The following is a 24126-nucleotide window of genomic DNA, read 5'->3' as shown; positions in this document are numbered from 1 at the left end:
ACCGGGCCGACCGGGCCAACTGGGCGGACTAGCGGACCGGGCGGACTGGAGGGACCACAGGGACGTACGGATCTCGGGATCGAGTTCGGGATCGGGATCGGGACGGCTCAGGCCCGTGGGTAGCGGGCCAGCCAGCCCGGGGACGAGGCGGCGGCCCCGTGCAGCGCGGGTCCCTGGGTCATCTCCATCGCGAAGTCGTCCGCGAGGACCAGCACCGTGGGACGGCCCTCCAGTTCGGCCAGCCAGGCCGGCGGGAGGGCCGTCTCGCCGTGCAGGGCGCCCAGCAGACCGCCGGCGAGGGCGCCGGTGACGGCGGAGGGCCCGCCGTGGTTCACCGCGAGGCACAGACCGTGCCGGACGTCCTCGCCCACGAGCACGCAGTACACCGCGACGGCGAGCGCCCCCTCGGCGGAGCCGTCCCCGGCGAGTTCCTCGACCCGGTCGGGCGAGGGCATTCCCCGCCGTACGGCGCCCAGCGCTTGCTGGAGCCCCGCGGCGACCGCCTGGTGCCCGGGGCGGGGCGCCAGCAGCGCGAGGGCCTGCTGCACGGCCGCGTCGAGGTTCTCGCCGCGGGCGAGCGCGTGGACGATCACGGCGTACGCGCCCGCCGTCAGGTAGGCCGCGGGGTGGCCGTGGGTCTGCGCGGCGCACTCGACCGCGAGCTGCATCACGAGCTGCGGTTCCCAGCCGACGAGCAGCCCGAAGGGCGCGGAGCGGGCGGCTGCCTCGGGGCCCGGCTCGCCGGGGTTCTTGGGCGCGTCCAGCGTGCCCATGATCTCGTCGGCGAGCCCGAGCAGACAGGCCTTGGCCGGGTCGCGGCGGGCGTAGAGCCATTCCTCGCGGGCCAGCCAGCCGTCGTCCTTGCGGCGCTCGTCGGGCCCCCAGTCACTCTGGGTGGCCGCCCAGCGGCGGTAGGCGCGGTACACGTCGGACGGCGGATGCCAGGCCCCGGTGTCGCGGCGCACCTGCGCGCGGATCAGCCCGTCGACGCTGAACAGGGCGAGCTGTGTGAGGTGGGTGACGGCTCCGCGCCGGCCGTACGCGGGGGCCAGGTCGGAAAGGCCCTCCGGGCCGTGCGCCGCGCGGATCGCCTCCAGTGGGAGCCCGTCGAGCGGCGCGCCCAGGGCGTCCCCGACGGCCGCGCCCAGCAGCGTCCCGCGGACCCGGCTGCGGAAGTCCTGCTGTTCCCCACGGCCCCAGACGGCACCGGCTGTCGCACCCACCGAGACCTCCTGCTGCACGGTCCGCACGTCCTACAGCTCAGCACTGTAATCGAACAGGAACGGTCGGTTGAGGGTACGGATCCATATACGGCTCGTGGTCCCGGTGACCCCGAACGGTCGGGTGTGGGCGGCATTCGGCAGAGAACGCGGTCCGTCCGGCCGGTACGGGTTCCACCGGGACGGCGTCCGGGCTCGGCCGTACCAGGTCACGTCGGGAGTCCCCGGTCGCGGGGCCGGGGAGGACGTCAGTCCAGCACCGGCAGCAGCTCCGGCAGGTGCCCGTCCGAGGCCGCCGCCGCCTTCTGGCGTTCCTCGGGGACCTCGCCGTAGACGGTGGTGCGGGGGCGGGCCGGGCGTCCTGCGGCCGCGGCGACCGCGATCAGGTCCTTGACCGACTTGTAGGAGCCGTAACTGGAGCCCGCCATGCGGGAGATGGTCTCCTCCATCAGGGTGCCGCCGAGGTCGTTGGCGCCGGAGCGGAGCATCTCGGCCGCGCCCTCGGTGCCGAGCTTGACCCAGCTCGTCTGGATGTTGGGGATGTGCGGGTGCAGCAGGAGGCGGGCCATCGCCATGACCGCGCGGTTGTCGCGGGTCGTCGGGCCGGGGCGGGCGATGCCGGCCAGGTAGACGGGGGCGTTGGTGTGGATGAAGGGGAGGGTCACGAACTCCGTGAATCCTCCGGTCTGCTGCTGGATGCGGGAGAGCGTGCGGAAGTGGCCGAGCCAGTGGCGGGGCTGGTCGACATGGCCGTACATCATGGTGGAGGAGGAGCGGATGCCCAGTTCGTGGGCCGTGGTGACCACCTCGATCCAGGTCGCCGCGGGCAGTTTGCCCTTCGTCAGGACCCAGCGCACCTCGTCGTCGAGGATCTCGGCGGCGGTGCCGGGGATGGTGTCGAGGCCCGCTTCCTTGGCGGCGGTCAGCCACTCGCGGATGGACAGGCCGGTGCGGGTGGCGCCGTTCACCACCTCCATCGGGGAGAAGGCGTGGACGTGCATGCCGGGGACGCGTTCCTTGACCGCCTTCGCGATGTCGAAGTACGCCGTGCCGGGCAGGTCCGGGTGGATGCCGCCCTGCATGCACACCTCGACCGCGCCCAGGTCCCAGGCCTGGGCGGCGCGGTCCGCGACCTGGTCCAGGGAGAGCGTGTACGCGTCGGCGTCGGTGCGGCGCTGGGCGAAGGCGCAGAAACGGCAGCCGGTGTAGCAGACGTTGGTGAAGTTGATGTTGCGGGTGACGATGTAGGTGACGTCGTCACCGACCGCCGCCCTGCGCACGTCGTCGGCGATCCGGCACAGGGCGTCGAGCGCCGGGCCGTCGGCGTGCAGCAGCGCGAGGGCCTCGTCGTCGGTCAGCTTCGTCGGGTCGTCGGCCGCGGTCGCCAGTGCGGCCCGTACGTCCGTGTCGATCCGGGACGGCACCATCCCGGGGGCCGCCGCCTCCCGCAGTGCCTCCCAGTCGCCGTACACCGCGTCGAAGTCGTCGCGGCGGTCGCCGGTGCGGCCCTCGGTGTCGATGGTGCGGTGCAGGTCGGTGCGCCCGGAGGACGTGAAGGCCTCCTCGGGCTCCTGCCAGGGGTGCCCCTCCACCACCGCGTCCGGGAGCGCGAGGCCCGTCTCCGGGTCCGCCAGGGCCCGTACGTGCGGCAGCAGGCGGGGGTCCAGCCAGGGTTCGCCGCGCTGCACGAACTCCGGGTAGACGCAGAGGCGTTCGCGGAGTTCGAAGCCCGCCTCGGCCGACTGCTCGCGCAGCAGCTCGATCTGCGGCCAGGGGCGCTCGGGGTTGACGTGGTCGATGGTCAGCGGCGAGACCCCGCCCCAGTCGTCGATCCCGGCGCCGATCAGCCGCGCGTACTCGCTGTCGACCAGGTTGGGCGGCGCCTGGAGGCAGGCGGCCGGGCCCATGATGTGCCGGGCCACGGCCACGGTGGCGATCAGCTCGTCCAGTTCCGCGTCCGGCATCCCGCGCATCGCGGTGTCCGGCTTGGCGCGGAAGTTCTGGATGATCAGTTCCTGGATGCCGTGGTAGGCGCGGGAGATCCGGCGCAGCGCGAACAGGGAGTCGGCGCGCTCCTCGTACGTCTCGCCGATGCCGATCAGCAGCCCGCTGGTGAAGGGGACGGAGGAGCGGCCCGCGTCCTCCAGGACCCGCAGCCGTACGGCGGGCTCCTTGTCCGGGGAACCGTGGTGGGGGCCGCCGGGCTCGGACCACAGCCGCGTCGCCGTCGTCTCCAGCATCATGCCCATCGACGGGGCGACCGGCTTCAGCCGCTGGAAGTCGGTCCACGACATGACACCCGGGTTGAGGTGCGGCAGCAGGCCCGTCTCCTCCAGGATGCGGATCGAGATGGCCCGTACGTACGCGATCGTGTCGTCGTAGCCGTGCGCGTCCAGCCATTCGCGGGCCTCGGGCCAGCGGTCCTCGGGTTTGTCGCCGAGGGTGATCAGGGCTTCCTTGCAGCCGAGTTCGGCGCCCCGGCGGGCGATGTCGAGGACCTCGTCCGGGGACATGAACATCCCGTGGCCGGCCCGGCGGAGTTTGCCGGGGACGGTGACGAAGGTGCAGTAGTGGCACTTGTCGCGGCACAGCCGGGTCAGCGGGACGAAGACGCTCTTGGAGTACGTGATGACACCGGGCCGGCCGGCCGCCTCCAGGCCCGCGTCCCGCACCCGTGCGGCGGAGGCGGTCAGGTCGTCGAGGTCCGCGCCGCGTGCCTGGAGCAGCACCGCGGCCTCGTTCACGTCGAGCGCGACGCCGTCCCGTGCGCGCCTCAGCGCACGGCGCATGGAGTTCGCCGTCGGCCCGGATCCGGGAGTCGCGCCCGTAGCGGAGGTCGTCATCCTTCGAGCATACGGTCGAGGTGATCAGGTATCGCCGGGCCTGACCCCATTGGGACCGCGCGGCATCTGTCGGTCTCCCCGAAAGCCGTCGATTCCCCGGACGTGCGGCCCCGTTCACCGCCTTCTCCCAAGGTGGTCCGTGGCACTTCGCATCACTCGTGTCGCTCATCGCGTCACTGGCACGCCCGACACCCGGGGAGCAACGGTATGTGCGAGGACGACCACGGCATCGGCAGACGCGCGCTGTTCGTGACGGGAGCGGCTGCCGCGCTTACGTTGGGGAGCGTGACCTTCCCCAGCGGTGCGGACGCGGAAGCGGCGGACGACCAGGAGACGAGGACGGTGCGCGGCACCCTGCCCACCGGCTCCCCGGACTTCGTGTACCTCCCGGTCGAGGTACCGGCCGGGGTCGCGGAGATCAGGGTCTCCTACACCTACGACAAGCCGTCCGTCCCGGCCGGCACCATGGGCAACGCCCTGGACATCGGCATCTTCGACGAGCGCGGCACGGAACTGGGCGGCCGGGGCTTCCGGGGCTGGTCGGGCGGCGCGCGCACGGAGTTCTTCATCCGCTCCGACGACGCGACCCCCGGTTACGTCCCCGGCGCGGTGCGCCCCGGCACCTGGCACATCGCGCTCGGCCCGTACACGGTGGCGCCGCGGGGACTGGCGTACGAGGTCACCGTCACGCTGACGTACGGGAAGGGGGTCCCGGCCCCGGACCCGGTGTACCCGCCCGCGCGTGCCAAGGGCCGCGGTCGTGCCTGGTACCGCGGCGACTGCCATCTGCACTCCTGGTACTCGGACGGCCGCCGCACCCCCGCGGAGATCGCGGCGCTGGCGCGGGCGGCGGGCCTGGACTTCATCAACTCCTCGGACCACAACACGCATGCCGCGCACCCGCACTGGGCCGACCAGGCCGGCGACGATCTGCTGATCATGCTCGGTGAGGAGATCACCACACGCAACGGGCATGTGCTGGCGCTCGGCACGGACCCCGGCACGTTCGTCGACTGGCGCTACCGGGCCCGCGACAACCGCTTCGGCCGGTTCGCGCGCCGTGTCCGCGACACCGGCGGGCTCGTGGTGCCGGCGCATCCGCACGCCACCTGCATCGGCTGCGGCTGGAAGTTCGGCTTCGGGGAGGCGGACGCGGTCGAGGTGTGGAACGGCCCGTACACCCCCGACGACGAGGTCGCCCTCGCCGACTGGGACAACATGCTGGTCGCCTCCGTGCGCGCGGGCCGCGGCTGGCTCCCGGCGATGGGCAACAGCGACGCGCATCGCGACCCCGACCAGGTCGGCAGCCCGCAGACGGTCGTCCTCGCCGACGACCTGACCCGCGAGGCGATCCAGGAGGGCATCCGCGCGGGCCGCTCCTACGTCGCCGAGTCGAAGCTGGTCTCCCTCTCCTTCACGGCGTCCGGCGCCAGGGGCGAACACGCGGGCATCGGCGAGCGGTTGAGGGTCACCCCGGACACCCCGGTCACCGTCCGCCTGGAGGCCTCCGGCGCCCCGCGCTGCACCGTCCGCCTCGTCACCGACGAGGGCCTGCTGTTCACCAGCGACCCGCTGCCGGTCACGGGCTCCGGAACGGTGGAGTGGAACACGACGGCGCAGTACGCGGCCTACGTACGCGCGGAGTTGCGCCACGAGACGGCGGCGGGGCCGGTACCGGGGGCTCTGGCGGCGTTCACGAACCCGATCTTCCTGGGGGCGTAGGCGAGCCGGCGGCCGTGAGCGGCCCACTGCCTCCACCACGCGCGTCTTCGAGGGCGGCCATGATGTCCGGGGAATTCCTGATCTGGACCCTGTGTCGGTAGGCCCGGACCACGGCCGCGGCACCCGCGAAATCGTTGGTCGGGGAGGCTCCTATGGCCGTTGCCAGCTCGTCCTCGAACCTCTCCCGGTCGCCGGGGAACCCGTAGCGGCTGAGCACCCTGCGCAGATCGTCCACGGTCCGGATCTCGGGGAGGGGCGTCGCTCCCCAGCCGTGCTCGGGTTGTGCGCTCATGATCTGCTCCTGACGGACGGGCATGGCTGCACCCTTCAGTATGGCGCCGCCCGGGGAGGACGGACATCGCACGCATGGCCGCGAGAGCGACCTCTGCGCCGTCACCGGGCCCCCGCCCCGCCCCCGCACTCCGCCCACAGCAGTTTCCCGCCTCTCGACGCGCCCATCTCGCGCAGCACGGACACGCCCCACGCGTCGGCGCAGGCCCGTACGAGGTGCAGGCCGCGGCCGTGTTCGGCTTCCGCCGGGGCCACGGGGACGCGGGTCTGTCCGTAGCCGGGCGGGACCCTCGGGTCCGTGTCCCAGACGGCGACCGTCAGCCGGTCCGGCTCGGCCGACAGGACACGGAGGGCGTACGGGCCCCGGGTGTGCAGGTGGGCGTTGGTGAGCAGTTCGGACGCCAGGAATTCCGCGGTGGGGGTGAGTGCGGTGAGGCCGTGGGCGGCGAGGACGGTCCGGAGGGTGGCCCTGGCGATACCCGGGGCACGAGGATCGTGCGGGAGTTGGAGGGTGTAGGCCCAGGGCGGCGATACCGTGGTCATCGGAAGTCTCCGATCACGAGAGGGGGTTGAACTCTTCGCTTCCGGTGCCCAGTGACCTGGCCGCTCCGTCGAACGGGGTTCTTCTGGGCGGGGCGCCTGCATACGAAGATACGGCTCCCGCAAATGAAATTTGCGCGAGTTCGAGATGATCCCGCCCGACTTCCCTCGTGTGGGTGACGACTCAACTGGACTGGCATGCCTGAGGAGTTCGGATGACCGCACGGCCTGCCCCCACGGCACGGCGAATTCGCCTGGCCGCAGAGCTGCGCAAGATGCGCGAGCGCGCGGGCATGACGTCAACCGAGGCCGCGCGTGCCCTCGGAACGAGCCAAGGGCAGCTCTCCAACGTCGAAGTGGCGCGGTTCGGCGTGAGCCCCGACCGCATCAGGTCCCTGGCCCGCTTGTACTCGTGCCCCGATCAGGCCTTCGTCGAAGCCCTGGTCGAGATGGCGACGGACAAGACGCGAGGCTGGTGGGAGGCGTTCCGCGAGACCTTGCCGTCAAGGCTGCTCGACCTTGCCGAGATCGAACACCACGGCACGAGACTCCACGCCGCACACAGCATGCACATCCCCGGCCTGCTCCAGACCGTCGACCACGCACGTGAGATCTGCCGGCAGGCTGTCCCCGAGATGTCCCCTCCCGAGATCGAGCATCGGGTCTCCTTCCGGGTGAAGCGTCAGGCGGTGCTCTACCGGGACCAGCCCGCCCCCTACCGGGCGGTGATCCACGAAGCGGCCCTGCGCATGAAGTTCGGCGGCCCGGACGTAACGCGCACCCAGCTTCACCACCTGCTCAAGGTGAGCGACCACGATCATGTCTCGATCCGGGTCATTCCGTTCGACGCGGGCTCCCTCCCCGGCTCGGGCCAGTCGGTGTACTTCGTGAGCGGCCCCGTACCAGCACTCGACACAGCCCAACTGGACCAGTCCCACGGACCGGTATTCATCGACGCCGAAGCGCAACTGGGCCAGTACCGGCTACTTCTCGACCGACTGGAGTCCGCATCCCTCAGCCATGCGGACTCGCAGGACCTCATCCACAACCTCGCCCAGCACTTGTGAAGGGACCCGAAATGCCCGCCACCACCTGGCAGAAGTCGTCCTACTGCGCACAGGGCGAGGCCTGCCTCCACGTCGCCGCCTCCTGGCAGAAGTCCTCTCACTGCCAGGAGGGCGACGCCTGTCTCCACGTCACGGCGACCGCCACGGCAGAAACGGTCCGTCTCACCGAAAGCGCCGACCCGACCCACTCCATACTCTCGACCACCCCCGCCGCCTTCGGCGCCCTTCTGCGGGTGCTCAAGAGAGACAACCGCTGCTGAAGGACCTCAGGGCGTGTCCGGACCGCCCGGAGGGAGGGACAAGTCGGCCACGACGGCCGCGTGGTCCGAGGGCCACGCCCCGCCGACCGGCCCGTCCCCGGCCCGCCGAACGGACCGGACGTGCCCGAGGCCGCCGGGGCCGGGCGGCCCGACGAAGACGTAGTCGATGCGCGCGGCCGGGCTGTGCGGGCCGACATGGGCGTTCGCCGGGTCCCAGGTGGCCCAGGGTGCCGTCGGGCCCGCGTACTCCCAGGCGTCCAGGAAGACCTGCCCGGGAACCACGGGAGACGTCTTGTATCCCCCGAACAACCGGATCTCGTCGGAGTCCGGCCAGGCGTTGAAGTCACCCGTGACGACCGGGGGGAAGTCGGTGCCGCCCCGGTGCGCGGCGACGAACTCCGCGAGGGCGGTGACCTGTTCGCGGCGTACGCCCGAGGCGTGGACGGCCGAGGTGAGGTGGGTGGTGAAGAAGGGCACCTCTTGGGTGGGCGTGGCCAGGCGGGCGTGCAGGGCGAGCCGTCCGTCGTACAGCTCGTCGGGGGCGGGCAGCCGCAGCACTTCCTGCGCCACCACCGGCCAGCGGCTCAGCACGGCGTTGCCGACGTCGACCGTGGGGTCCCCGATCCGCCGCTGCCAGCGGTCCGAGGCATCGGAAGCCGCCCAGGTCCAGTGCATTCCGAGCTCGTCCGCGAGCCACCCGGCGAGGTTCTGGCCGCCGCACTCCCAGACCTCCTGCAACCCGACGACATCGGGCCGCAGCTCGCGCAGCACGGCCAGGATGGCTTTCTGCCGCTCTTCCCAGGGCCCGAACCGCCACCAGAGGTTCCAGGTCACAACCCGCATCCGCAGCCACCTGCTCCTGTCGCGCGACATCGGGGACCATTGAAACAACTCCCTTGTGCCACACACCAGCCCGGACAGGAGCCCCACCGACCATGGCCCGCCTCACCGACCTCAGGTTCCGCACCACGACCGCCTTCCAGCGGCACCTCGTCAACCCGCTCGCGCGCCGGATGCCGTTCCAGACGCTCCTGGAGACCACCGGCCGTGTCTCCGGCCTGCCCCGGCGCACCCCGCTCGGCGGCCGCCGCGTCGGTGACGCCTTCTGGCTGGTCTCGGAGTTCGGGGAACGGTCGCAGTACGTACGCAACATCCAGGCGGACCCGAGAGTGCGGGTGCGACTCCGCGGCCGGTGGCACGAGGGCACGGCGCACCTCCTCCCGGACGACGACCCGGTGGCCCGGCTGCGCATCCTGCCCCGGGGCAACAGCGCGGCGGTACGGCTGATCGGGACGGCGCTGCTGACGGTCCGGGTGGATCTGCGGGGGTGAGGGCGGATCTGCCGAGGTGAGGGCGGCCGGTGACAAAGCGGCCCCCCGCGCCGGAGCGCCCGCCCTGAAAACTTTCGCATGTCGAAGTGACGGACCCCGACCGGGTTCTCAATCCGTGTTGGACAGGCGGTCCAGCCACTCCGTGAACATGGCCGCCTCGGCGGGGGTGAAGGCGGGGCTCGGGTTCTGGCGGAGCTGCGCGCCGAGGCGGGTCGCGGTGGCCGGGACGGCGGAGGCGACGGCATCCGCTCCCGCGGCGGGCGCGGTCACGTCCGGGGTGAAGACGACCGCGTGCACCGCGTCGCGGACCCGGCGGGAGAGCGTCCGGTCGGTGAAGGTGGCCGGGCGGGAGACCAGCATCAGGCAGACGCCGACGTTGGAGGACATGATCATCTGCGCGGCGAGTTCGGGGGCGAGCCGCAGCTTGCCCTGTTCGGCGGCGCGGCGCAGGTCGCCGGTGAGGATGCGGTGGGACTCCAGGGCCGCGGCCGGCGGGGTGCGCATCGCCGGGGAGTTCATCAGGCGGTAGAGGTTCGGGTTCCGCAGGGCGAACTCGGTGTGGCCGTCCCAGCCGTCGCGCAGGTCCTGAACCGGGTTGGTGCCGGGGTGCCGTTCCCGCTTGGCCGCCAGGTAACGCTCCCAGCCGTGGTCGACGACGGCCGACAGCAGGCCTTCCTTGTCCCCGAAGTGGCGGTAGAGCGCGGGGGCGCCGACCCCGGCGGCCTCGCACACGGCCCGCGTCGACACGTCCCCGTCGGGCGACCGCGCGACCAGTTCGGCGGCCACGGCCAGGATGCGGGCCTTGGTGCTCGCCGGGGCGGCGGCACCGGGGGCGGGGGTGGCCCCGCCGGGGATCGGGGTGTCGCTCATCGCGCGGTTCCTGACGTCGTCGTCGGGGCGGTGGACGGAGAGTACGGGGTCAGGCGATGCCGCCGTTGGCGCGCAGGACCTGGCCGTTGACCCAGCGGCCGTCGGGGCCCGCGAGGAAGGCGACGACCGAGGCGATGTCCTCGGGGGTGCCGAGCCGCTCCAGGGGCGGCTGGGCGGCCATCCGCGCGATGGTCGCCTCGTCCTTGCCGTCCAGGAAGAGGGCGGTGGCGGTCGGGCCGGGGGCCACGGTGTTGACGGTGATGTCCCGGCCGCGCAGCTCGCGGGCGACGATCATGGTCATGGCCTCGACAGCGCCCTTGGTGGCGGCGTAGGCGCTGTAACCGGGGATGGCGAGGGCCAGCACGGAGCTGGAGAAGTTGATGATCGCGCCGCCCGCCCGCACACGGCGCGCGGCCTGCTGGTCGACCACGAACGTGCCGCGGATGTTGGTGCGGTGCATCCGGTCCAGGGCGTCGAGGTCGAGGTCGACGAGCGGGGCCAGGGTCATGACACCGGCGGCGTGGACGACGACGTCGATGCCGCCGAAGGCCTTCTCGGCCGCGTCGAAGAGTGCGGCGACCTCCGCCTCCTCGGCGACGTCGGCGCGGAAGGCGATGGCCTGTCCGCCGGCCTCGCCGATCGCGGCGACCGCCTTGTCGGCCTCGGCGGCGTTGCCCGCGTAGTTCACGACGACGGCGAACCCCTCACGGGCCAGCCGCTCGGCGCTCTCGCGTCCGATGCCGCGGGACCCGCCCGTGACGATCGCGACGCGCGGGGAGGTGCTCGGCTGCTCACTCATGGCGTTGCTCCTTGTCTCGCCGGGGCAGCGGGATTCACCACCCCACGAGAACAACGCTAACACTCAAACAGTAGCGTCGCTACTTGCGCGGGTGGGGGCCCCGGAAGTCGGTCGGGGCGGTCCCGTGATGGCCCGCGCCCGTCCTGGTGATCTCCCCGGACACCCTCAACGCGCGGAACAGGACGGCCACTTGCACACTCGTCTCGAACCCGGTTCGGCGTCCGGGCCCTATGCCCGTCGCCCCATCGCCCGGACCGCCAGCCACGCGCACAGTGCGGCCAGGGGCAGTTCGGCACAGAGCGCCATCGTCGCCGCCTCGGCCAGGTCGCTGCCCGCGACCGCGGTCGTGGTGTCGAACCAGGCGTCGAGCACGAGCAGGGTGGCGGTCGTGGTGGCCGCCAAGGCGTGCCGTCGGTCGCCACGGGCCGCGAGGACGCCGGTGGCGATCAGGCCGGCCGCCTCCAGCGCGTCGAGGCCCACCCAGGTGACCGGCCAGTGCGCGGCGGTCGCGGAATCCGGCCGCCCGGTCGCCAGCGCGTACAGCCACGGCAGCAGGGCGAACCCGCACACGACCAGCAGCCACCCGGTCCAGGCGACCAGCCGCGAATACGGCCGGGCCCCGGCCGCCCCGCCCTCCGACGGGTCCGGCCGGGCACGGCCGTGCGCCGGAAGGCACTCCGCGCCCTCGCCGCCTTCGGTCGCCAACCGCTCCTTGCGTGAGGCAAGTTGTCGCACGCTCGCCCTCCACTCCCCGCGCGCCCTCTCCCTCGCGGCCTCCGGCCCCCGCCGCGCACCCAGGCGTCGTCAGTCACCCAGGTACCCCGACTTGAGGTGAGGAAAAGCGAGGAAAAGCGCACCCCGACCCCGGGCGGTGGCGTCATGGCCCGGCGGCAGGCGGCGGTTCCACGGGCGGGGGCTCCGGGTGACCCGTGACCCGTGGCGCTGGCGGTGGCGGTGGCGGTGGCGGTGGCGGACGGAGAACGCGGGAACACCTCACCCCGGCCAGACGATCGCCTGCACCTCGCTGTACGCGTGCAGGGCGTACGAGCCCACGTCGCGGCCGACGCCGCTCTTCTTGAAGCCGCCGAAGGGGGCCTCCATGTTGCGGCCGACGGTGTTGACGCCGACGCCGCCCGCGCGCAGCCGGCGGGCGACGCGGAAGGCGCGGGCCACGTCCCCGGACCAGACGTAGTCGATCAGGCCGTAGTCGGAGTCGTTGGCGAGGGCGATCGCCTCCTCCTCGTCGTCGAAGGGCAGGACGACGACGACCGGGCCGAAGATCTCCTCCCGGACGACCCTCATGTCCGGTGTGCAGTCGGCGAGAAGGGTGGGGGCGACATAGAACCCGGCGGGCAGGGAGGGGCGTTCGCCGCCTGTCACCACCCGTGCGCCTTCCTTGCGGCCGAGTTCGACGTAGGACTCGACGCGGTCGCGGTGGGCCGCCGAGATGACCGGGCCGACCACCGTGCCCTTCTCCCTCGGGTCGCCCACCTTCAAATGGCCTGCGTAGGCGGCCAGTTGCTGGACGAGCAGGTCGTGCACGCCCCGCTGCACCAGCACGCGTGTCGGCGCCGTGCAGATCTGCCCGCTGTAGAAGGAGAAGGTCGTGCCGATCCCCGACACCGCCGAGGCCAGATCCGCGTCGTCGAAGACGATCGCCGCGCCCTTGCCGCCCAGTTCCATGAGCTGGCGCTTCATCCCGCGCCCGCACACCTCGGCGATCCGCTGCCCGACCGCCGTCGAACCGGTGAAACTGACCATGTCGACGTCCCCGGAGTCGACCGCGGCCTCGCCGGACTCCGCCGTCGAGCCGCTGACCACGTTGACCACGCCCGGCGGCACGCCCGCCGCCTCAAGCGCCTCGGCCATCCGGAACACGGAGAGCGGGTCCTGCGGGGCCGGCTTCACCACCACGGTGTTGCCCATCGCGAGGGCCGGGGCGATCTTGCCGGCCGGGTTGGCCCAGGGGTTGTTGTACGAGGTGATGCAGGTGACCACGCCGACGGGCTGGCGCACGGCGAGCGCGCCCATCACGGCGGCCCCGCCGAACGGGCCCGCCTCGTTGATCTGCGGCGGCAGCGGGCTCTCGACCGGTTCGGGCCGCGCGTAGCGCCGGAAACGGGCCATCCCGACCCCGACCTGCATGCCCCGCGCCGTACCGGTGGTGGCGCCGCTCTCCGCCTGCGCGAGGGCGGCGTACGGCACGAGGTCGCGCTGGATGAGGTCCGCCGCCCGTGCCAGGACGGCGCCCCGCTCCTCGGCCGGTGTGCGCGACCACGGGCCGAAGGCCTCACGGGCCGCCGAGGCCGCCGCGTGCACCTGGGCCCGTGAGGCCTCGGGGGCGAGTCCGACAACCCCCTCGGTCGCCGGGTCGATCACCTCGTAGAAGCCGTTGTCGGGCGCCACCCACGATCCGCCGATGAACAGCCGCTGCTCGGCCGCCCCCGGGGCCCTCCCGTCGTCGCCGGTCACCGGGTGCTCACCGTCCGGGTGTCGCTGCCCGAGCGCAGCACCTTGCCCGGTACGGCCCCGGTCACGACGTCCTCCCGGATCGACTCGACTCCGTTGACCCACACGGCCGTCACGCCGATCGCCCGGGAGTCCAGCCGCGGACTGTCCCCCGGCAGGTCGTGCACCAGGGTGGCCTTGCCGGCGTCGATCCGCTCCGGGTCGAACAGCACGAGGTCCGCGTGGAAGCCCTTCGCGATCCGCCCGCGCTCACGCAGCCCGAAGAGCTGTGCCGGATCGTCCGTGAGCATCTTCACGGCCGCCTCCAGCGTGGTCAGCCGCCGCCCGCGCAGACAGTCCCCGAGGAAGCGGGTCGTGTACGGGGCTCCGCACATGCGGTCCAGATGGGCGCCCGCGTCGGAGCCGCCGAGCAGGACGTCGGGGTGCCGCCAGGTCTCGGCGCGCAGCGCCCAGGAGTCCGGGTCGTTGTCGGTGGGCATGGGCCACAGGACCGTCCGCAGCCCGTCGGCCGCGCAGATCTCCACCAGGCACGCGAAGGGCTCCTGGCCGCGCTCGGCGGCGATGTCGCGCACCACGCGCCCCGTCAGGCCCTCGTTCGCCGCGCTGTAGGTGTCGCCGATGACGTACCGGCCGAAGTCGGCGAGCCGCCGGAAGACGCCCGCCTCCTTGCTCTGCGCGCGGCCGAGCATCTCGGCGCGGACCGCGGGGTCGCGGAGCTTCTCGATGCGCTCGGGGACGGGCAGGGCGAGGACCGGTCCCCAGCCGGGGATCAGGTTCAGGGCGCAGAAGGTGCCGAGCGACATGTTCATCGGGGTGAGGATCGGCATGGTGAGCGCGACGACCCGGCCGCCGGACTTGCGGGCGCGTTCGCTCGCCTCCAGCTGGCGCGGGACGCGCTCGGGGACGGCGGCGTCGATCGTCAGGACGTTCCAGTTGAGCGGGCGGCCCGCCGCCGCGCTCATCTCGACGAACAGATCTATCTCGGCGTCGCTGAACTGGTCCAGACAGCCCGCCACGATCGCCTCGATCTGGGTGCCCTCGTGCTCCCCCACGGCCTGGGCGAGGGCGAGCAGTTCGGCGGGCCGGGCGTGCCGGGAGGCGACCGGGCTGCCGTCGCCGTCGGAGTGGGTGGAGGACTGGGTGGTGGACAGGCCCCAGGCTCCGGCGTCCATGGCCTCGTGGAACAGCCGCAGCATGGCGTCGAGTTGCTCCCGCGTCGGCTGTCCGCCCACCGCGTCGGGGCCCATCACGTACCGGCGCAGCGCGCAATGTCCCACCATGAAACCGGCGTTGACGGCTATCCGTCCCTCCAGAGCGTCGAGGTAGTCCCCGAAGCTGTGCCAGTTCCAGGGGGCGCCCTCCTCCAGGGCGACCAGGGACATGCCTTCGACCCTGGACAGCATGCGGCGGGTGTAGTCGGCGTCCTCGGGGCGCTCCGGGTTCAGCGGGGCGAGGGTGAAGCCGCAGTTGCCGCCGGCGACCGTGGTGACCCCGTGGTTGAGGGACGGGGTGGCGTACGGGTCCCAGAAGAGCTGGGCGTCGTAGTGGGTGTGCGGGTCCACGAAGCCGGGGGCGAGGACGAGTCCGCGCGCGTCCTCGCTCGTCCGGGACGGCTCGGTGACCGTGCCGATCACGGCGATACGGCCGTCCCGTATCCCCACGTCCGCGGTGTAGGCGGGCGCGCCCGTCCCGTCCACGACGGTCGCGCCCTTGATCAGGTGGTCGAGCATCGCGGAGGTACCTCCTAGACGGCTTGGCGGAACCGGGTCGTGCGGTGCACCGGGTCCGTGTCGATCTTCGGAATGACGTGCTCGCCGATCAGCCGGATCGTCTGGAGGGTCTCCTCCTTGGGGACCCCGACGGGCAGTCCGAAGCTGAGCTGGTCGGCGCCGGCCTGCTCCCAGCGCTTGCACTGGGTGAGCACCTCGCCGGGGTCTCCGCAGATCAACAGCTCTTCCTCGATGAGGAGTTCGACGAACTCCGCGTTGTACTCGGGGAGCGTCTCGGGCCAGACGGGGAAGCCCTCGGGGCGCGGGAAGGTGTCGTGGTAGCGGAAGACGAGGGAGGGCAGGTAGTGCAGCCCGCCGGCCACCGCGATCCGGATCGCCTCGTCGTGGGTGGGCGCGCAGATGGCGGTGGTGGTCACCATGACGTTGTCGTTGACGAAGTCCCCGATGGGTTCGGCGTTCACGACGGCGGTCTTGTACTGCTCCAGGACCCACTCCATGTCGGAGACCTTCTGCACGCTGAAGCCGAGCACGCCGAGCCCCTTGCGGGCGGCCATGGAGTACGAGGGCGGCGACCCGGCGGCGTACCACATGGCGGGGTGCGACTTCCCGTACGGCTTGGGCAGGATCTTGCGCGGCGGGAGCGACCAGTGCTTGCCCTGGAACCCGACGTACTCGTCCTGGAGCCACATCTTCGGGAACTCGGCGATGGTCTCCTCCCAGATCTCCTTGGTGTAGTTCATGTCGGTGATGCCGGGGAGGAAGCCGAGGATCTCGTGCGAGCCGGCGCCGCGCCCGGACCCGAACTCGAAGCGGTTCTCGGTGAGATGGTCGAGCATGGCGACCTTCTCGGCGACCTTCACCGGGTGGTTGACCTGGGCGAGCGGGTTGAAGATGCCGGAGCCGAGGTGGATGCGGTCGGTGGCGTGCGCCAGATAGCCGAGGTAGACGTCATTGGCCGAGAGGTGCGAGTACTCCTCCAGGAAGTGGTGCTCGGACGCCCAGGCGTACTTGAAGCCGGACTGGTCCGCCTGGATGACGTACTCGGTCTCCTCCATCAGCGCCTTGTGCTCCGCGAGCGGGTCGGTCTCGGCGCGCTTGCCCACGTATCCCTGTACAAAGAGCCCGAATTCCAAGGAGGTTCACCGTCCCCATCCAGTTTACCGACGGTTTCTGACGTACCGTCAGATTCTTTGGCCGACTGTTCCACCGCACGCGTGGACCGTCAATAGCTGATGCACCGTCAGAAGACGCTCACGCCCGCGAGCCAGCCGCCGTCGATGACGAACGGCTGGCCGGTGATGTACGAGGAGTCCTCACCGGTCAGGAACAGGGCCAGCCTGGCCACTTCCTCCGGGCGCCCGATCCGGCCGAGCGGCACCAGCTTGCGGTACAGCTCGTCGAGCGCCTGCGAGGCCTCCTCGGTGTTCGCGCCCGGGTCGAGCTGCGCCGGGTTGCTCATCGCCGTGTCGACGGCCCCCGGGCAGACGGCGTTGACGCGGATCCCCTTCGCCGCGAGTTCGAGCGCCGCCACCCGCGTGAGGCCGACGATGGCGTGCTTGGTCGCCGCGTACGCGCCCACGTACGCCATGCCCGTGAGCCCCGTGTACGAGGCCGTGTTCACGATCGTGCCGCCGCCCGCCGCGGCCAGTTCGGGCGCGAGCGTCTTGATCCCGAGGAACACCCCGACCTGGTTGACCTGCACGATCCGCATGAACTCGGCCAGCGGGGTGTCGACCAGTTCGTTGAAGCGCAGGATGCCGGCGTTGTTGACCAGCCCGTCGATCCGCCCGTAGGCCGCCCGCGCGGACCGCACCGCCGCGGCCCAGTCGTCCTCCTGGCTCACGTCCAGGTGGACGTAGTGCGCCCCGATCTCCTTGGCGAGCGCCTCCCCCTGGTCGTCGAGCACGTCCGCGACGACCACCCGCGCCCCCTCTTCCACGAAGAGCCGCGCCTCCTGCCCGCCCTGCCCGCGCGCCGCGCCGGTGATGAGGACGACCCGCCCGTCCAGCTTGCCCATGTCCTGACTCCCTAGTCGATGTGGGGCGCGACATCCGCGCCGAACGCCGTGATCTGGTCGAGGAGTTCGGCGCGGCTCCGGCTGCGGAACCGCACCTGTATCTGGTGCACGCCTATCGCGGCGTACTCCCGCAGCGACTCGGCCAGCGCCTCGGGCGGCCCGCTGAGCGTGCGCCGCCCGACCTCCCAGCCGGGCTCACCGACGTACAGCGGCTCGGTGATGGCGCCGATCGTCAGGGGCTCCTCGACGCCCGCCCCGGCGCGCAGCTCCCGGAGCCGGGCGATCTGCCCCGGCAGCCGGTCGCGCGGATCGCCCTGCGGCAGCCAGCCGTCGCCGCGCAGCGCGGCCCGGCGCACGGCCGCGGGCGAGGATCCGCCCACCCATACGGGGACCCGCTCCTGGGCGGGCCTCGGCCGCTGCCCGAGCCCTTCGAAGTCGTACGTCTTGCCGTGGTGGACGGGGAACTCGTCCGGCCCGAGCGCGGCACGCAGCGCGTCGATCGTCTCGTCGAGGACGGCGCCCCGGCGTGCGAAGTCGGCCCCGACCGCGTCGAACTCCTCCTGCACGTGCCCGGCGCCCACCCCGAGGACCAGCCGGCCGCCCGAGAGGTGGTCGAGGGTCGCGTACTGCTTGGCCGTGACGAGCGGATGCCTGAGCCCGACGATCGCGACATGGCTGAGCAGCCGCACGCGTTCGGTGACGGCCGCGAGATGGGCGAGGGTGGCGACGGGGTCGTACCAGACCGTGCTCATCGCGGGTGCCAGACGGCGCGGGATGGCTACGTGGTCGCAGGCGGCGATGTAGGCGAATCCGGCGCGGTCGGCGGCACGGGCGATCCCGACGAGGTCGGCGGGACCCGCGTCCGCCTCCCAGGGCTCGGCGTAGATGGTGCTCTGGGACTGGACCGGGAGCTGTATCCCGTACGCCAGTCGCCCTTCGGGCAGTACCTGCATGGGTCCGCACCTCTTATCTGACGGTCCGTCATTTTCCAGGCTGCGCAGCCATAGTCATTGCTGACGCACCGTCAGGCAAGAGGCGGGCGGGTACCGGTCGCGCGGTCCCGTCGCAGTGTCCGGCGCTTCGGCGAACGGGGGTGTTCAGCCCGCCCAGAGGCCGTCCTCCGTCAGCCCCAGCAGCTCGATCGCGTTCCCCCGCACGATCCGCTCGACGACATCCGGGGCCAGATGCCCCATCTGGGCCTCGCCGACCTCCTTCGACTTCGGCCAGGTCGAGTCGGAGTGCGGGTAGTCGGTCTCGTAGAGGACGTTGCCGACGCCGATCGCGTCGAGGTTCCGCAGGCCGAAGGCGTCGTCGAAGAAGCAGCCGTACACGTGCTCGGTGAAGAGCTCGGACGGCGGCCGGTGGACCTTGTCGGCGACCCCGCCCCAGCCGCGGTTCTCCTCCCACACCACGTCGGCGCGTTCCAGGATGTACGGGATCCAGCCGATCTGGCCCTCCGCGTACATCACCTTCAGGTTCGGGAAGCGCTCGAACTTGCCGCTCATCAGCCAGTCGACCATCGAGAAGCAGCAGTTGGCGAAGGTGATCGTGGAGCCGACCGCGGGCGGCGCGTCCGCCGAGGTCGACGGCATCCTGCTGCTGGAGCCGATGTGCATGGCGATGACGGTCCCCGTCTCGTCGCACGCGGCGAGGAAGGGGTCCCAGTCGTCGGTGTGCACGGACGGGAGCCCCAGATGGGGCGGGATCTCGGAGAAGGCCACCGCGCGTACGCCACGGGCGGCATTGCGCCGCACCTCGTCCGCCGCAAGCCGGGCGTCCCAGAGCGGTACGAGCGTCAGCGGTATCAGGCGCCCCTGGGCCCGGGGCCCGCACCACTCCTCCACCATCCAGTCGTTGTAGGCCCGCACCCCGAGAAGGCCCAGCTCGCGGTCGGCCGCCTCGGTGAAGGTCTGTCCGCAGAAGCGGGGGAAGGTGGGGAAACAGAGGGCGGACTGGACGTGGTTGACGTCCATGTCGGCCAGGCGCTGCGGTACGTCGTACGAGCCTGGGCGCATCTGCTCGTACGTGATGATCTCCAGCTTGATCTCGTCGCGGTCGTAGCCGACGGCCGTGTCGAGGCGGGTGAGGGGCCGGTGCAGGTCTTCGTAGACCCACCAGTCCCCGACGGGGCCGTCGTCGCCCGGTGCGCCCATCACCGGGGCGAACTTCCCACCCAGGAAGGTCATTTCCTTCAGGGGCGCGCGGACGACGCGGGGGCCGGTGTCCTGGTACCTCGCGGGCAGCCGGTCCCGCCAGACGTCGGGGGGTTCGACCGTGTGGTCGTCCACCGAGATGATCTTCGGGAAGGCGGTCCCGGCGTCCGCCGAGGGGCTCTGCGCGGTTTCCGTGGTCTCCATACGGGCCACGGTAGCGCCGATCTGACGCTCCGTCAGCTCCCTGTCCGCTCTGCGTCGGCTCCCCGTCGGAGCTTCGCCGGCTCCCCGCCGGCCGGTACCGTCGGCGGTGGCGGACGGAGGAATTCCCGCCGATGTGCGGGGGGTCTGTGTGAGGACCGTGTGTCCTGTCCGGCGGCACCCTGTGATCGCTGTCTCGCACGGCTGACGCATCCGCCATGAACAAGGCAAACTGGCCTCGTTGTACTGACAGTTCGGCAGGGGGACAGCGATGGACGGTGTGCCGCGAGTACCGGAGCAGTGGCACCCGGGCTCCGAGGAGCCCGCGGCGTTGCGCTTCAGCGTGCTCGGCCCGGTGCGCGCCTGGCTCGGGGACGACCCTCTTCCGGCGGGGTCCCCGCAGCAACGCGCCCTGCTGGCCGCGCTGCTGCTCCGCGACGGCCGTACGGCCACGGCATCCGAGCTCATCGACGCCCTGTGGGGCGATGAGCCGCCGTCCCAGGCGCTGGCCGCCCTGCGGACGTACGCCTCACGCCTGCGCAAGACGCTCGGCGCCGAGGTCCTGGTGAGCGAGTCCGGCGGCTACGCGATCCGCTCCCTGCGCGAGGGGGCGCTCGACCACGTACATGCCCAGGAACTGGCCGCCGACGCCGAGAAGGCGCGCGGCGCGGGCGATCTGTCCCGCTCCCGCGACCTGCTGCGGGAAGCGCTCGCCCTGTGGGACGGCGAACCGCTCGCGAGCATCCCCGGCCCCTACGCGGAGACGCAGCGGGCCCGCCTGGAGGAGTGGCGTCTGCAACTCCTCGAATCCCGGCTCGACATGGACCTGGAGCAGGGCTTCCACGCGGAGGCCGTCTCCGAACTCACGGCGCTCACCGCCGCGCACCCGCTGCGCGAACGCCTGCGTGAACTCCTGATGCTGGCGCTGTACCGCTCCGGCCGCCAGGCGGAAGCCCTCGCCGTGTACGCGGACACCCGCCGGCTGCTCGCCGACGAGCTGGGCGTGGACCCGCGCCAGGGACTGAAGGAGCTCCAGCAGCGCATACTCCAGGCGGACCCGGGCCTCGCGGAACCCTCCGCCCCCAGGGCGGAGCCCACCGTCGCCCTGGTCCGCCCGGCGCAACTCCCCGCCACCGTCACCGACTTCACCGGCCGGGCCTCCTTCGTGCAGGAGCTGAGCGACGTCCTCGCCTCGGCGTCCTCCGAGGAGGGCCGGGTCATGGCCGTGTCCGCGCTGGCGGGCATCGGGGGCGTGGGCAAGACGACACTCGCGGTGCATGTCGCCCACCAGTCCCGAGGGGCCTTCCCCGACGGGCAGTTGTACGTCGACCTGCAGGGCGCCGGATCGCGGGCGGCCGAACCGGAGACGGTCCTGGGCGCCTTCCTGCGGGCCCTCGGAACGGCGGACACGGCGATCCCGGACTCGCTGGAGGAACGCTCGGCCCTCTACCGCTCGGTCCTCGACGGCCGCCGTGTCCTGGTCCTGCTGGACAACGCCCGCGACGCCGCCCAGGTGCGCCCGCTGCTGCCCGGCACCGAGGGCTGCGCCGCCCTGGTGACCTCGCGCATCCGGATGGTGGACCTGGCGGGGGCCCATCTGGTGGACCTCGACGTGATGTCTCCCGAGGAGGCGCTGCAGCTCTTCACGAAGATCGTGGGCCAGGAGCGGGTCGCCTCCGAGCGGGAGGCCGCGCTCGACGTGGTCGCGGCGTGCGGCTTCCTGCCGCTCGCCATCCGGATCGCCGCGTCCCGTCTCGCCGCCCGCCGCACCTGGACGGTGTCGGTGCTCGCGGCGAAGCTCGGCGACGAACGGCGCCGGCTGGACGAACTCCAGGCCGGCGACCTGGCCGTCAAGGCCACCTTCGAACTCGGCTACGGCCAGCTTGAGCCTGCCCAGGCCCGCGCCTTCCGCCTGCTCGGCCTCGCCGACGGCCCGGACATCTCGCTGGCGGCGGCCGCCGCGGTGCTCGACCTCCCGGCCGAGGCGACCGAGGACCTCCTGGAGTCCCTGGTCGACACCTCCCTGCTGGAGTCCGCGGCCCCCGGCCGCTACCGCTACCACGACCTCGTACGCCTCTACGCGCGCTCCTGCGCCGAACGCGACGAACAACCCCCCGGCGAACGGGCCGCGGCCCTGTCGCGGCTGCTGGACTTCTACCTGAGCACGGCGGCGGGCGTGTACGCGATCGAACGCCCCGGGGACCGGCTGGTGGACCATCTGGAGGCGCCGGCCTATCCGGGGCTGGTGTTCGAGGACCGGCACCAGGCCCAGGACTGGCTGTACGCGGAGGCGGTCTGCACCCTGGCGTGCGTACGTCAGTCGACGGGACCGCGGACCCTGGCGCGGGCCGTCGACCTCCTGTGGGCGGCCGTGGACCTGGCCGAATCGGGGGCCAACTCCAAGGAGTACGAGACCATCGCCGAGTCCGCCCGGGTCGCCGCGCAGGAGACCGCGGCCCCGCGTGCCGAGGCCCGTGCGCTCACGACGCTCTCCTTCGTGCACCACATCACCGGCCGGTTCGACTCGGCCGACGCGGCGGCCACCCGCGCCCTCGAACTGGCCCTCGCGACCGGCGACCCCCTGACGAGTTGCTGGTCCTCCAACATCCTCGGCGTGATCGCGATCTACCAGAACCGTCATGAGGACGGCGAGGCGCATCTGAACCGCGCCATCGAGAACTTCCGCGTCTGCGAGGACCGTCCGGGCGAGGCGAGCGCGCTGTGCAACCTCTCGCGCATCCACCTCGCCACCGGACGGATCGCGAGTGCGGTGGCCCTCGCCCAGCAGGGCACGGACATGTACGACGACATGGGCCACGCGCTCAAGGGCGCCAACGGCCGGTACGCGCTGGGGCTGGCGCTCACCCGGAGCGGCCAGCTCGGGCAGGCCGTCGACCGCCTCCAGGAAGCCCTCGAAGTCTTCCAGGACAGCCGCCAACGGCTGTGGGAGGGCATGACCTTGTTCCGTCTCGCCGAGGCCGACCTCGCGGCGCGGCGGCCCGCCCAGGCCGCCGCGAACGCCGAGTTGGCGCTGACCGTACTGCGCGGAATCGGCGGCGACTGGCGACGCGGCAACGTGCTCACCGTGCTCGGCCGGGCCCTCAGCGGCATCGGCCAGATCGGCCGTGCGCAGGTCTGCTGGCGCGAAGCCCTGGACATCTACGAGGGGTTGGGCGCACCGGAGGCCGACGAGGTGCGCTCCCTTCTGAAACCGCTCGCCGTCGCCTGAGACCGCGCGCCTGCGCGTTCATCGTTCGTTTATCGCCAACCGGCACTCTCAGGTTGTCGATCCGGCGCGTCGGGGGGCAGGCGGGACGACATACGGCCACACCTCTAAGGTGAACCGGCCCAGAAGTGCCCGTCCGGCGATCCTCGGGGGAGTTGCCGGGCGGGCCCTTCCCGACTACCGCAACAGCAACAGCAACGATCAGAACTGCCAGGGGAGCCAGTCATGAGTGACGACCTCAGCACCGACAACGTCCACGCCACCGGCGAGCCGACGGTCACCACGGACAACGTCCACGCCACGGACGAGCCGCTTACGGGCAAGAACCCGATCGCCCTCGGCGACGACACCGGCGACGCGTCCACGGACAACGTCCACGCCACGGACGAGCCTGCCTGACCAGAGCCACACCACACGGGGATCGACCGCGGCGGCGCGGAGGGGGAGCCGCCGCGGTCGCCGTGTGTCCGGGGGCCTCGCACGCAGTTCAGGCCGATAGTCGGCGCGCGTGAACGGCAAGGACGGTGGTACGCGCGGACGCTGCGGATTCCGCACTCGCCTCAGAGCGCTCAGATGTCGTCCGGCAGCAGTCGGAACGCCGCCTCCCCGGTGAGCGGGCGCATCATGCGGAAGTGGCGGTCGGTGGTGAAGATGTCGGCGGTCTGGAAGGCCGCGGCCAGGACCACGTTCATCGCATCCGCGAGCCCGACCCCCTCACCACCCCCAGCGTCTTCATAGCCGCGCATCACAGCCATCGCGCCCCGCAGGTGCGGCACGGACTCCGGGATCTCGAAGCGCCTGGCCTCCACCTGACCAGCGATGAAGTCCAGGGCATTCATCGATGCCCTCGGCCCCACCCGCTCCGTGAGCAGGTAGTCGAGTTCGGTGAGGACCATCGGCGAGACGACGAGATGCCCGACACGGGCGAGCGCCGCTCGGTGCGCTTCATGACGCGGGTCCTTGGGCGTGAACAGGCGATAGAGCGCGTTGGTGTCGGCGACGGCCACGGGAATCGCGGGCACTGGAACCTCAGCCATCGGTCGCGCCCATTCCCCGCAGAGTCTCGTCGATCTCGTCGTCGCCGAGGGCCGGCCCTCCCAAGTCGGGGAGGTCGAGCAAGCCCATCTCATCGGTCCTGAAGGCGTACACGGGCCGCCCGGCACGAATCCTGTCGCGCGCTCCATGAGGAACGATGTCCCCTATCGGCACGCCGTCCTTGGTGATGGTGACGGTCTCCCCCGCCTCGACCCGGGCCATCACCCGCGACGTCTGCTGGTTGAGTTCCCTGAGCGGAATTTCCCTGTTACTCCCCATATACGCAAGTGTACTACGCGTTCTACACCTCCCCCGGGACGTGCCGCGCCCGCCCCCGGGCTCTCCTCCACGG

22 protein-coding genes are annotated in these 24126 nt (G+C 71.9%); 6 read left to right on the top strand and 16 right to left on the bottom strand.

The genetic code is table 11. From position 1 onward, the window contains the following. Positions 1-107: 107 nt before the first annotated feature. Positions 108-1223, bottom strand: a complete 1116-nt coding sequence (locus tag OHT01_RS22725; RefSeq protein WP_328554962.1) for an ADP-ribosylglycohydrolase family protein — start codon at positions 1221-1223, stop codon at positions 108-110. 245 nt (positions 1224-1468) lie between these two features. Next, the gene (locus OHT01_RS22720) at positions 1469-4063 is read right to left on the bottom strand and encodes a bifunctional FO biosynthesis protein CofGH (protein ID WP_328554961.1); all 2595 of its coding nucleotides are present in this window, start codon (positions 4061-4063) and stop codon (positions 1469-1471) included. Between the two features lie 207 nt (positions 4064-4270). Here OHT01_RS22720 and OHT01_RS22715 point away from each other — a divergent pair, with 207 nt between their 5' ends. Continuing rightward, the gene (locus OHT01_RS22715; protein WP_328554960.1) at positions 4271-5785 is read left to right on the top strand and encodes a CehA/McbA family metallohydrolase; all 1515 of its coding nucleotides are present in this window, start codon (positions 4271-4273) and stop codon (positions 5783-5785) included. On the opposite strand, the gene OHT01_RS22710 is transcribed toward OHT01_RS22715, so the two are convergent. Together OHT01_RS22710 and OHT01_RS22705 are read right to left on the bottom strand one after the other, a co-directional pair. Then, on the bottom strand, positions 5757-6077 hold the full coding sequence (locus OHT01_RS22710) for a hypothetical protein (RefSeq protein ID WP_328554959.1): 321 nt from the start codon (positions 6075-6077) through the stop codon (positions 5757-5759). The genes OHT01_RS22715 and OHT01_RS22710 overlap by 29 nt on opposite strands. Before the next feature lie 101 nt (positions 6078-6178). Beyond that, complete coding sequence (locus tag OHT01_RS22705; RefSeq protein ID WP_328554958.1) at positions 6179-6619, bottom strand: ATP-binding protein; 441 nt, start codon at positions 6617-6619, stop codon at positions 6179-6181. 212 nt (positions 6620-6831) lie between these two features. Here OHT01_RS22705 and OHT01_RS22700 point away from each other — a divergent pair, with 212 nt between their 5' ends. Both OHT01_RS22700 and OHT01_RS22695 read left to right on the top strand, forming a co-directional pair. Then, positions 6832-7683 carry a helix-turn-helix domain-containing protein gene (locus OHT01_RS22700; RefSeq protein ID WP_328554957.1) on the top strand — a complete coding sequence of 284 codons (852 nt, stop codon included), beginning with the start codon at positions 6832-6834 and terminating at the stop codon, positions 7681-7683. Positions 7684-7694: 11 nt separating this feature from the next. Then, complete coding sequence (locus OHT01_RS22695) at positions 7695-7943, top strand: DUF397 domain-containing protein (protein ID WP_328554956.1); 249 nt, start codon at positions 7695-7697, stop codon at positions 7941-7943. Positions 7944-7949: 6 nt separating this feature from the next. On the opposite strand, the gene OHT01_RS22690 is transcribed toward OHT01_RS22695, so the two are convergent. Continuing rightward, positions 7950-8786, bottom strand: coding sequence for an endonuclease/exonuclease/phosphatase family protein (locus OHT01_RS22690; protein WP_328554955.1), 837 nt, complete (start codon positions 8784-8786; stop codon positions 7950-7952). A 92-nt stretch (positions 8787-8878) separates the two neighbouring features. Between OHT01_RS22690 and OHT01_RS22685 the strand changes: the two genes are divergently transcribed. Further along, positions 8879-9274 carry a nitroreductase/quinone reductase family protein gene (locus OHT01_RS22685; protein WP_328554954.1) on the top strand — a complete coding sequence of 132 codons (396 nt, stop codon included), beginning with the start codon at positions 8879-8881 and terminating at the stop codon, positions 9272-9274. 108 nt (positions 9275-9382) lie between these two features. Here OHT01_RS22685 and OHT01_RS22680 read toward each other — a convergent pair whose 3' ends face one another. The 9 genes from OHT01_RS22680 to OHT01_RS22640 form a co-directional block, all read right to left on the bottom strand. Then, entirely contained in the window at positions 9383-10144 is a 762-nt protein-coding gene (locus OHT01_RS22680) for a TetR/AcrR family transcriptional regulator (RefSeq protein ID WP_328554953.1), read from the bottom strand. A gap of 49 nt (positions 10145-10193) precedes the next feature. Next, positions 10194-10943, bottom strand: a complete 750-nt coding sequence (locus tag OHT01_RS22675; RefSeq protein ID WP_328554952.1) for an SDR family oxidoreductase — start codon at positions 10941-10943, stop codon at positions 10194-10196. A 228-nt stretch (positions 10944-11171) separates the two neighbouring features. Next, the gene (locus OHT01_RS22670; RefSeq protein WP_328554951.1) at positions 11172-11678 is read right to left on the bottom strand and encodes a hypothetical protein; all 507 of its coding nucleotides are present in this window, start codon (positions 11676-11678) and stop codon (positions 11172-11174) included. Positions 11679-11936: 258 nt separating this feature from the next. After that, entirely contained in the window at positions 11937-13415 is a 1479-nt protein-coding gene (locus OHT01_RS22665; RefSeq protein ID WP_328554950.1) for an aldehyde dehydrogenase family protein, read from the bottom strand. Further along, positions 13412-15142: an N-acyl-D-amino-acid deacylase family protein gene (locus OHT01_RS22660; RefSeq protein ID WP_328554949.1), complete on the bottom strand. Its 1731-nt coding sequence runs from the start codon at positions 15140-15142 to the stop codon at positions 13412-13414. Before OHT01_RS22660 ends, OHT01_RS22665 begins: the two co-directional genes overlap by 4 nt. A gap of 14 nt (positions 15143-15156) precedes the next feature. Next, on the bottom strand, positions 15157-16275 hold the full coding sequence (locus OHT01_RS22655; protein WP_328554948.1) for an LLM class flavin-dependent oxidoreductase: 1119 nt from the start codon (positions 16273-16275) through the stop codon (positions 15157-15159). Positions 16276-16382: 107 nt separating this feature from the next. Further along, complete coding sequence (locus OHT01_RS22650; protein WP_328554947.1) at positions 16383-17159, bottom strand: SDR family NAD(P)-dependent oxidoreductase; 777 nt, start codon at positions 17157-17159, stop codon at positions 16383-16385. Between the two features lie 11 nt (positions 17160-17170). After that, the gene (locus OHT01_RS22645; RefSeq protein WP_328554946.1) at positions 17171-18112 is read right to left on the bottom strand and encodes an LLM class F420-dependent oxidoreductase; all 942 of its coding nucleotides are present in this window, start codon (positions 18110-18112) and stop codon (positions 17171-17173) included. A gap of 144 nt (positions 18113-18256) precedes the next feature. Further along, positions 18257-19516: an amidohydrolase family protein gene (locus tag OHT01_RS22640; protein WP_328554945.1), complete on the bottom strand. Its 1260-nt coding sequence runs from the start codon at positions 19514-19516 to the stop codon at positions 18257-18259. Positions 19517-19784: 268 nt separating this feature from the next. Between OHT01_RS22640 and OHT01_RS22635 the strand changes: the two genes are divergently transcribed. Together OHT01_RS22635 and OHT01_RS22630 are read left to right on the top strand one after the other, a co-directional pair. After that, positions 19785-22742 (top strand): AfsR/SARP family transcriptional regulator, encoded by a 2958-nt coding sequence (locus OHT01_RS22635; protein ID WP_328554944.1) that lies wholly within the window; start codon positions 19785-19787, stop codon positions 22740-22742. 222 nt (positions 22743-22964) lie between these two features. After that, positions 22965-23138 (top strand): hypothetical protein, encoded by a 174-nt coding sequence (locus OHT01_RS22630; RefSeq protein ID WP_328554943.1) that lies wholly within the window; start codon positions 22965-22967, stop codon positions 23136-23138. 170 nt (positions 23139-23308) lie between these two features. Here the strand turns inward: OHT01_RS22630 and OHT01_RS22625 are convergent, their stop codons facing one another. After that, a complete protein-coding gene (locus tag OHT01_RS22625) occupies positions 23309-23746 on the bottom strand; it encodes a PIN domain-containing protein (protein ID WP_328554942.1) in 438 nt (145 codons plus the stop codon). 22 nt (positions 23747-23768) lie between these two features. Then, a complete protein-coding gene (locus OHT01_RS22620; protein WP_328554941.1) occupies positions 23769-24053 on the bottom strand; it encodes a type II toxin-antitoxin system Phd/YefM family antitoxin in 285 nt (94 codons plus the stop codon). Positions 24054-24126: the final 73 nt, after the last annotated feature.

The sequence above is a fragment of the Streptomyces sp. NBC_00358 genome, from assembly GCF_036099295.1.
GTDB lineage: Bacteria > Actinomycetota > Actinomycetes > Streptomycetales > Streptomycetaceae > Streptomyces.
This window is presented reverse-complemented; position numbering and strand designations above follow the sequence as displayed.

Excerpts from the sequence above, each read along its gene's own strand:
- OHT01_RS22650 (WP_328554947.1), bottom strand. The coding sequence starts at position 17,159 with ATGGGCAAGCTGGACGGGCGGGTCGTCCTCATCACCGGCGCGGCGCGC.
- OHT01_RS22690 (WP_328554955.1), bottom strand. The coding sequence starts at position 8,786 with ATGCGGGTTGTGACCTGGAACCTCTGGTGGCGGTTCGGGCCCTGGGAA.
- OHT01_RS22660 (WP_328554949.1), bottom strand. The coding sequence starts at position 15,142 with ATGCTCGACCACCTGATCAAGGGCGCGACCGTCGTGGACGGGACGGGC.
- OHT01_RS22630 (WP_328554943.1), top strand. The coding sequence starts at position 22,965 with ATGAGTGACGACCTCAGCACCGACAACGTCCACGCCACCGGCGAGCCG.
- OHT01_RS22640 (WP_328554945.1), bottom strand. The coding sequence starts at position 19,516 with ATGGAGACCACGGAAACCGCGCAGAGCCCCTCGGCGGACGCCGGGACC.
- OHT01_RS22620 (WP_328554941.1), bottom strand. The coding sequence starts at position 24,053 with ATGGGGAGTAACAGGGAAATTCCGCTCAGGGAACTCAACCAGCAGACG.
- OHT01_RS22635 (WP_328554944.1), top strand. The coding sequence starts at position 19,785 with ATGGACGGTGTGCCGCGAGTACCGGAGCAGTGGCACCCGGGCTCCGAG.
- OHT01_RS22645 (WP_328554946.1), bottom strand. The coding sequence starts at position 18,112 with ATGCAGGTACTGCCCGAAGGGCGACTGGCGTACGGGATACAGCTCCCG.
- OHT01_RS22685 (WP_328554954.1), top strand. The coding sequence starts at position 8,879 with ATGGCCCGCCTCACCGACCTCAGGTTCCGCACCACGACCGCCTTCCAG.
- OHT01_RS22715 (WP_328554960.1), top strand. The coding sequence starts at position 4,271 with ATGTGCGAGGACGACCACGGCATCGGCAGACGCGCGCTGTTCGTGACG.
- OHT01_RS22720 (WP_328554961.1), bottom strand. The coding sequence starts at position 4,063 with ATGACGACCTCCGCTACGGGCGCGACTCCCGGATCCGGGCCGACGGCG.
- OHT01_RS22710 (WP_328554959.1), bottom strand. The coding sequence starts at position 6,077 with ATGAGCGCACAACCCGAGCACGGCTGGGGAGCGACGCCCCTCCCCGAG.
- OHT01_RS22680 (WP_328554953.1), bottom strand. The coding sequence starts at position 10,144 with ATGAGCGACACCCCGATCCCCGGCGGGGCCACCCCCGCCCCCGGTGCC.
- OHT01_RS22700 (WP_328554957.1), top strand. The coding sequence starts at position 6,832 with ATGACCGCACGGCCTGCCCCCACGGCACGGCGAATTCGCCTGGCCGCA.
- OHT01_RS22695 (WP_328554956.1), top strand. The coding sequence starts at position 7,695 with ATGCCCGCCACCACCTGGCAGAAGTCGTCCTACTGCGCACAGGGCGAG.
- OHT01_RS22705 (WP_328554958.1), bottom strand. The coding sequence starts at position 6,619 with ATGACCACGGTATCGCCGCCCTGGGCCTACACCCTCCAACTCCCGCAC.
- OHT01_RS22675 (WP_328554952.1), bottom strand. The coding sequence starts at position 10,943 with ATGAGTGAGCAGCCGAGCACCTCCCCGCGCGTCGCGATCGTCACGGGC.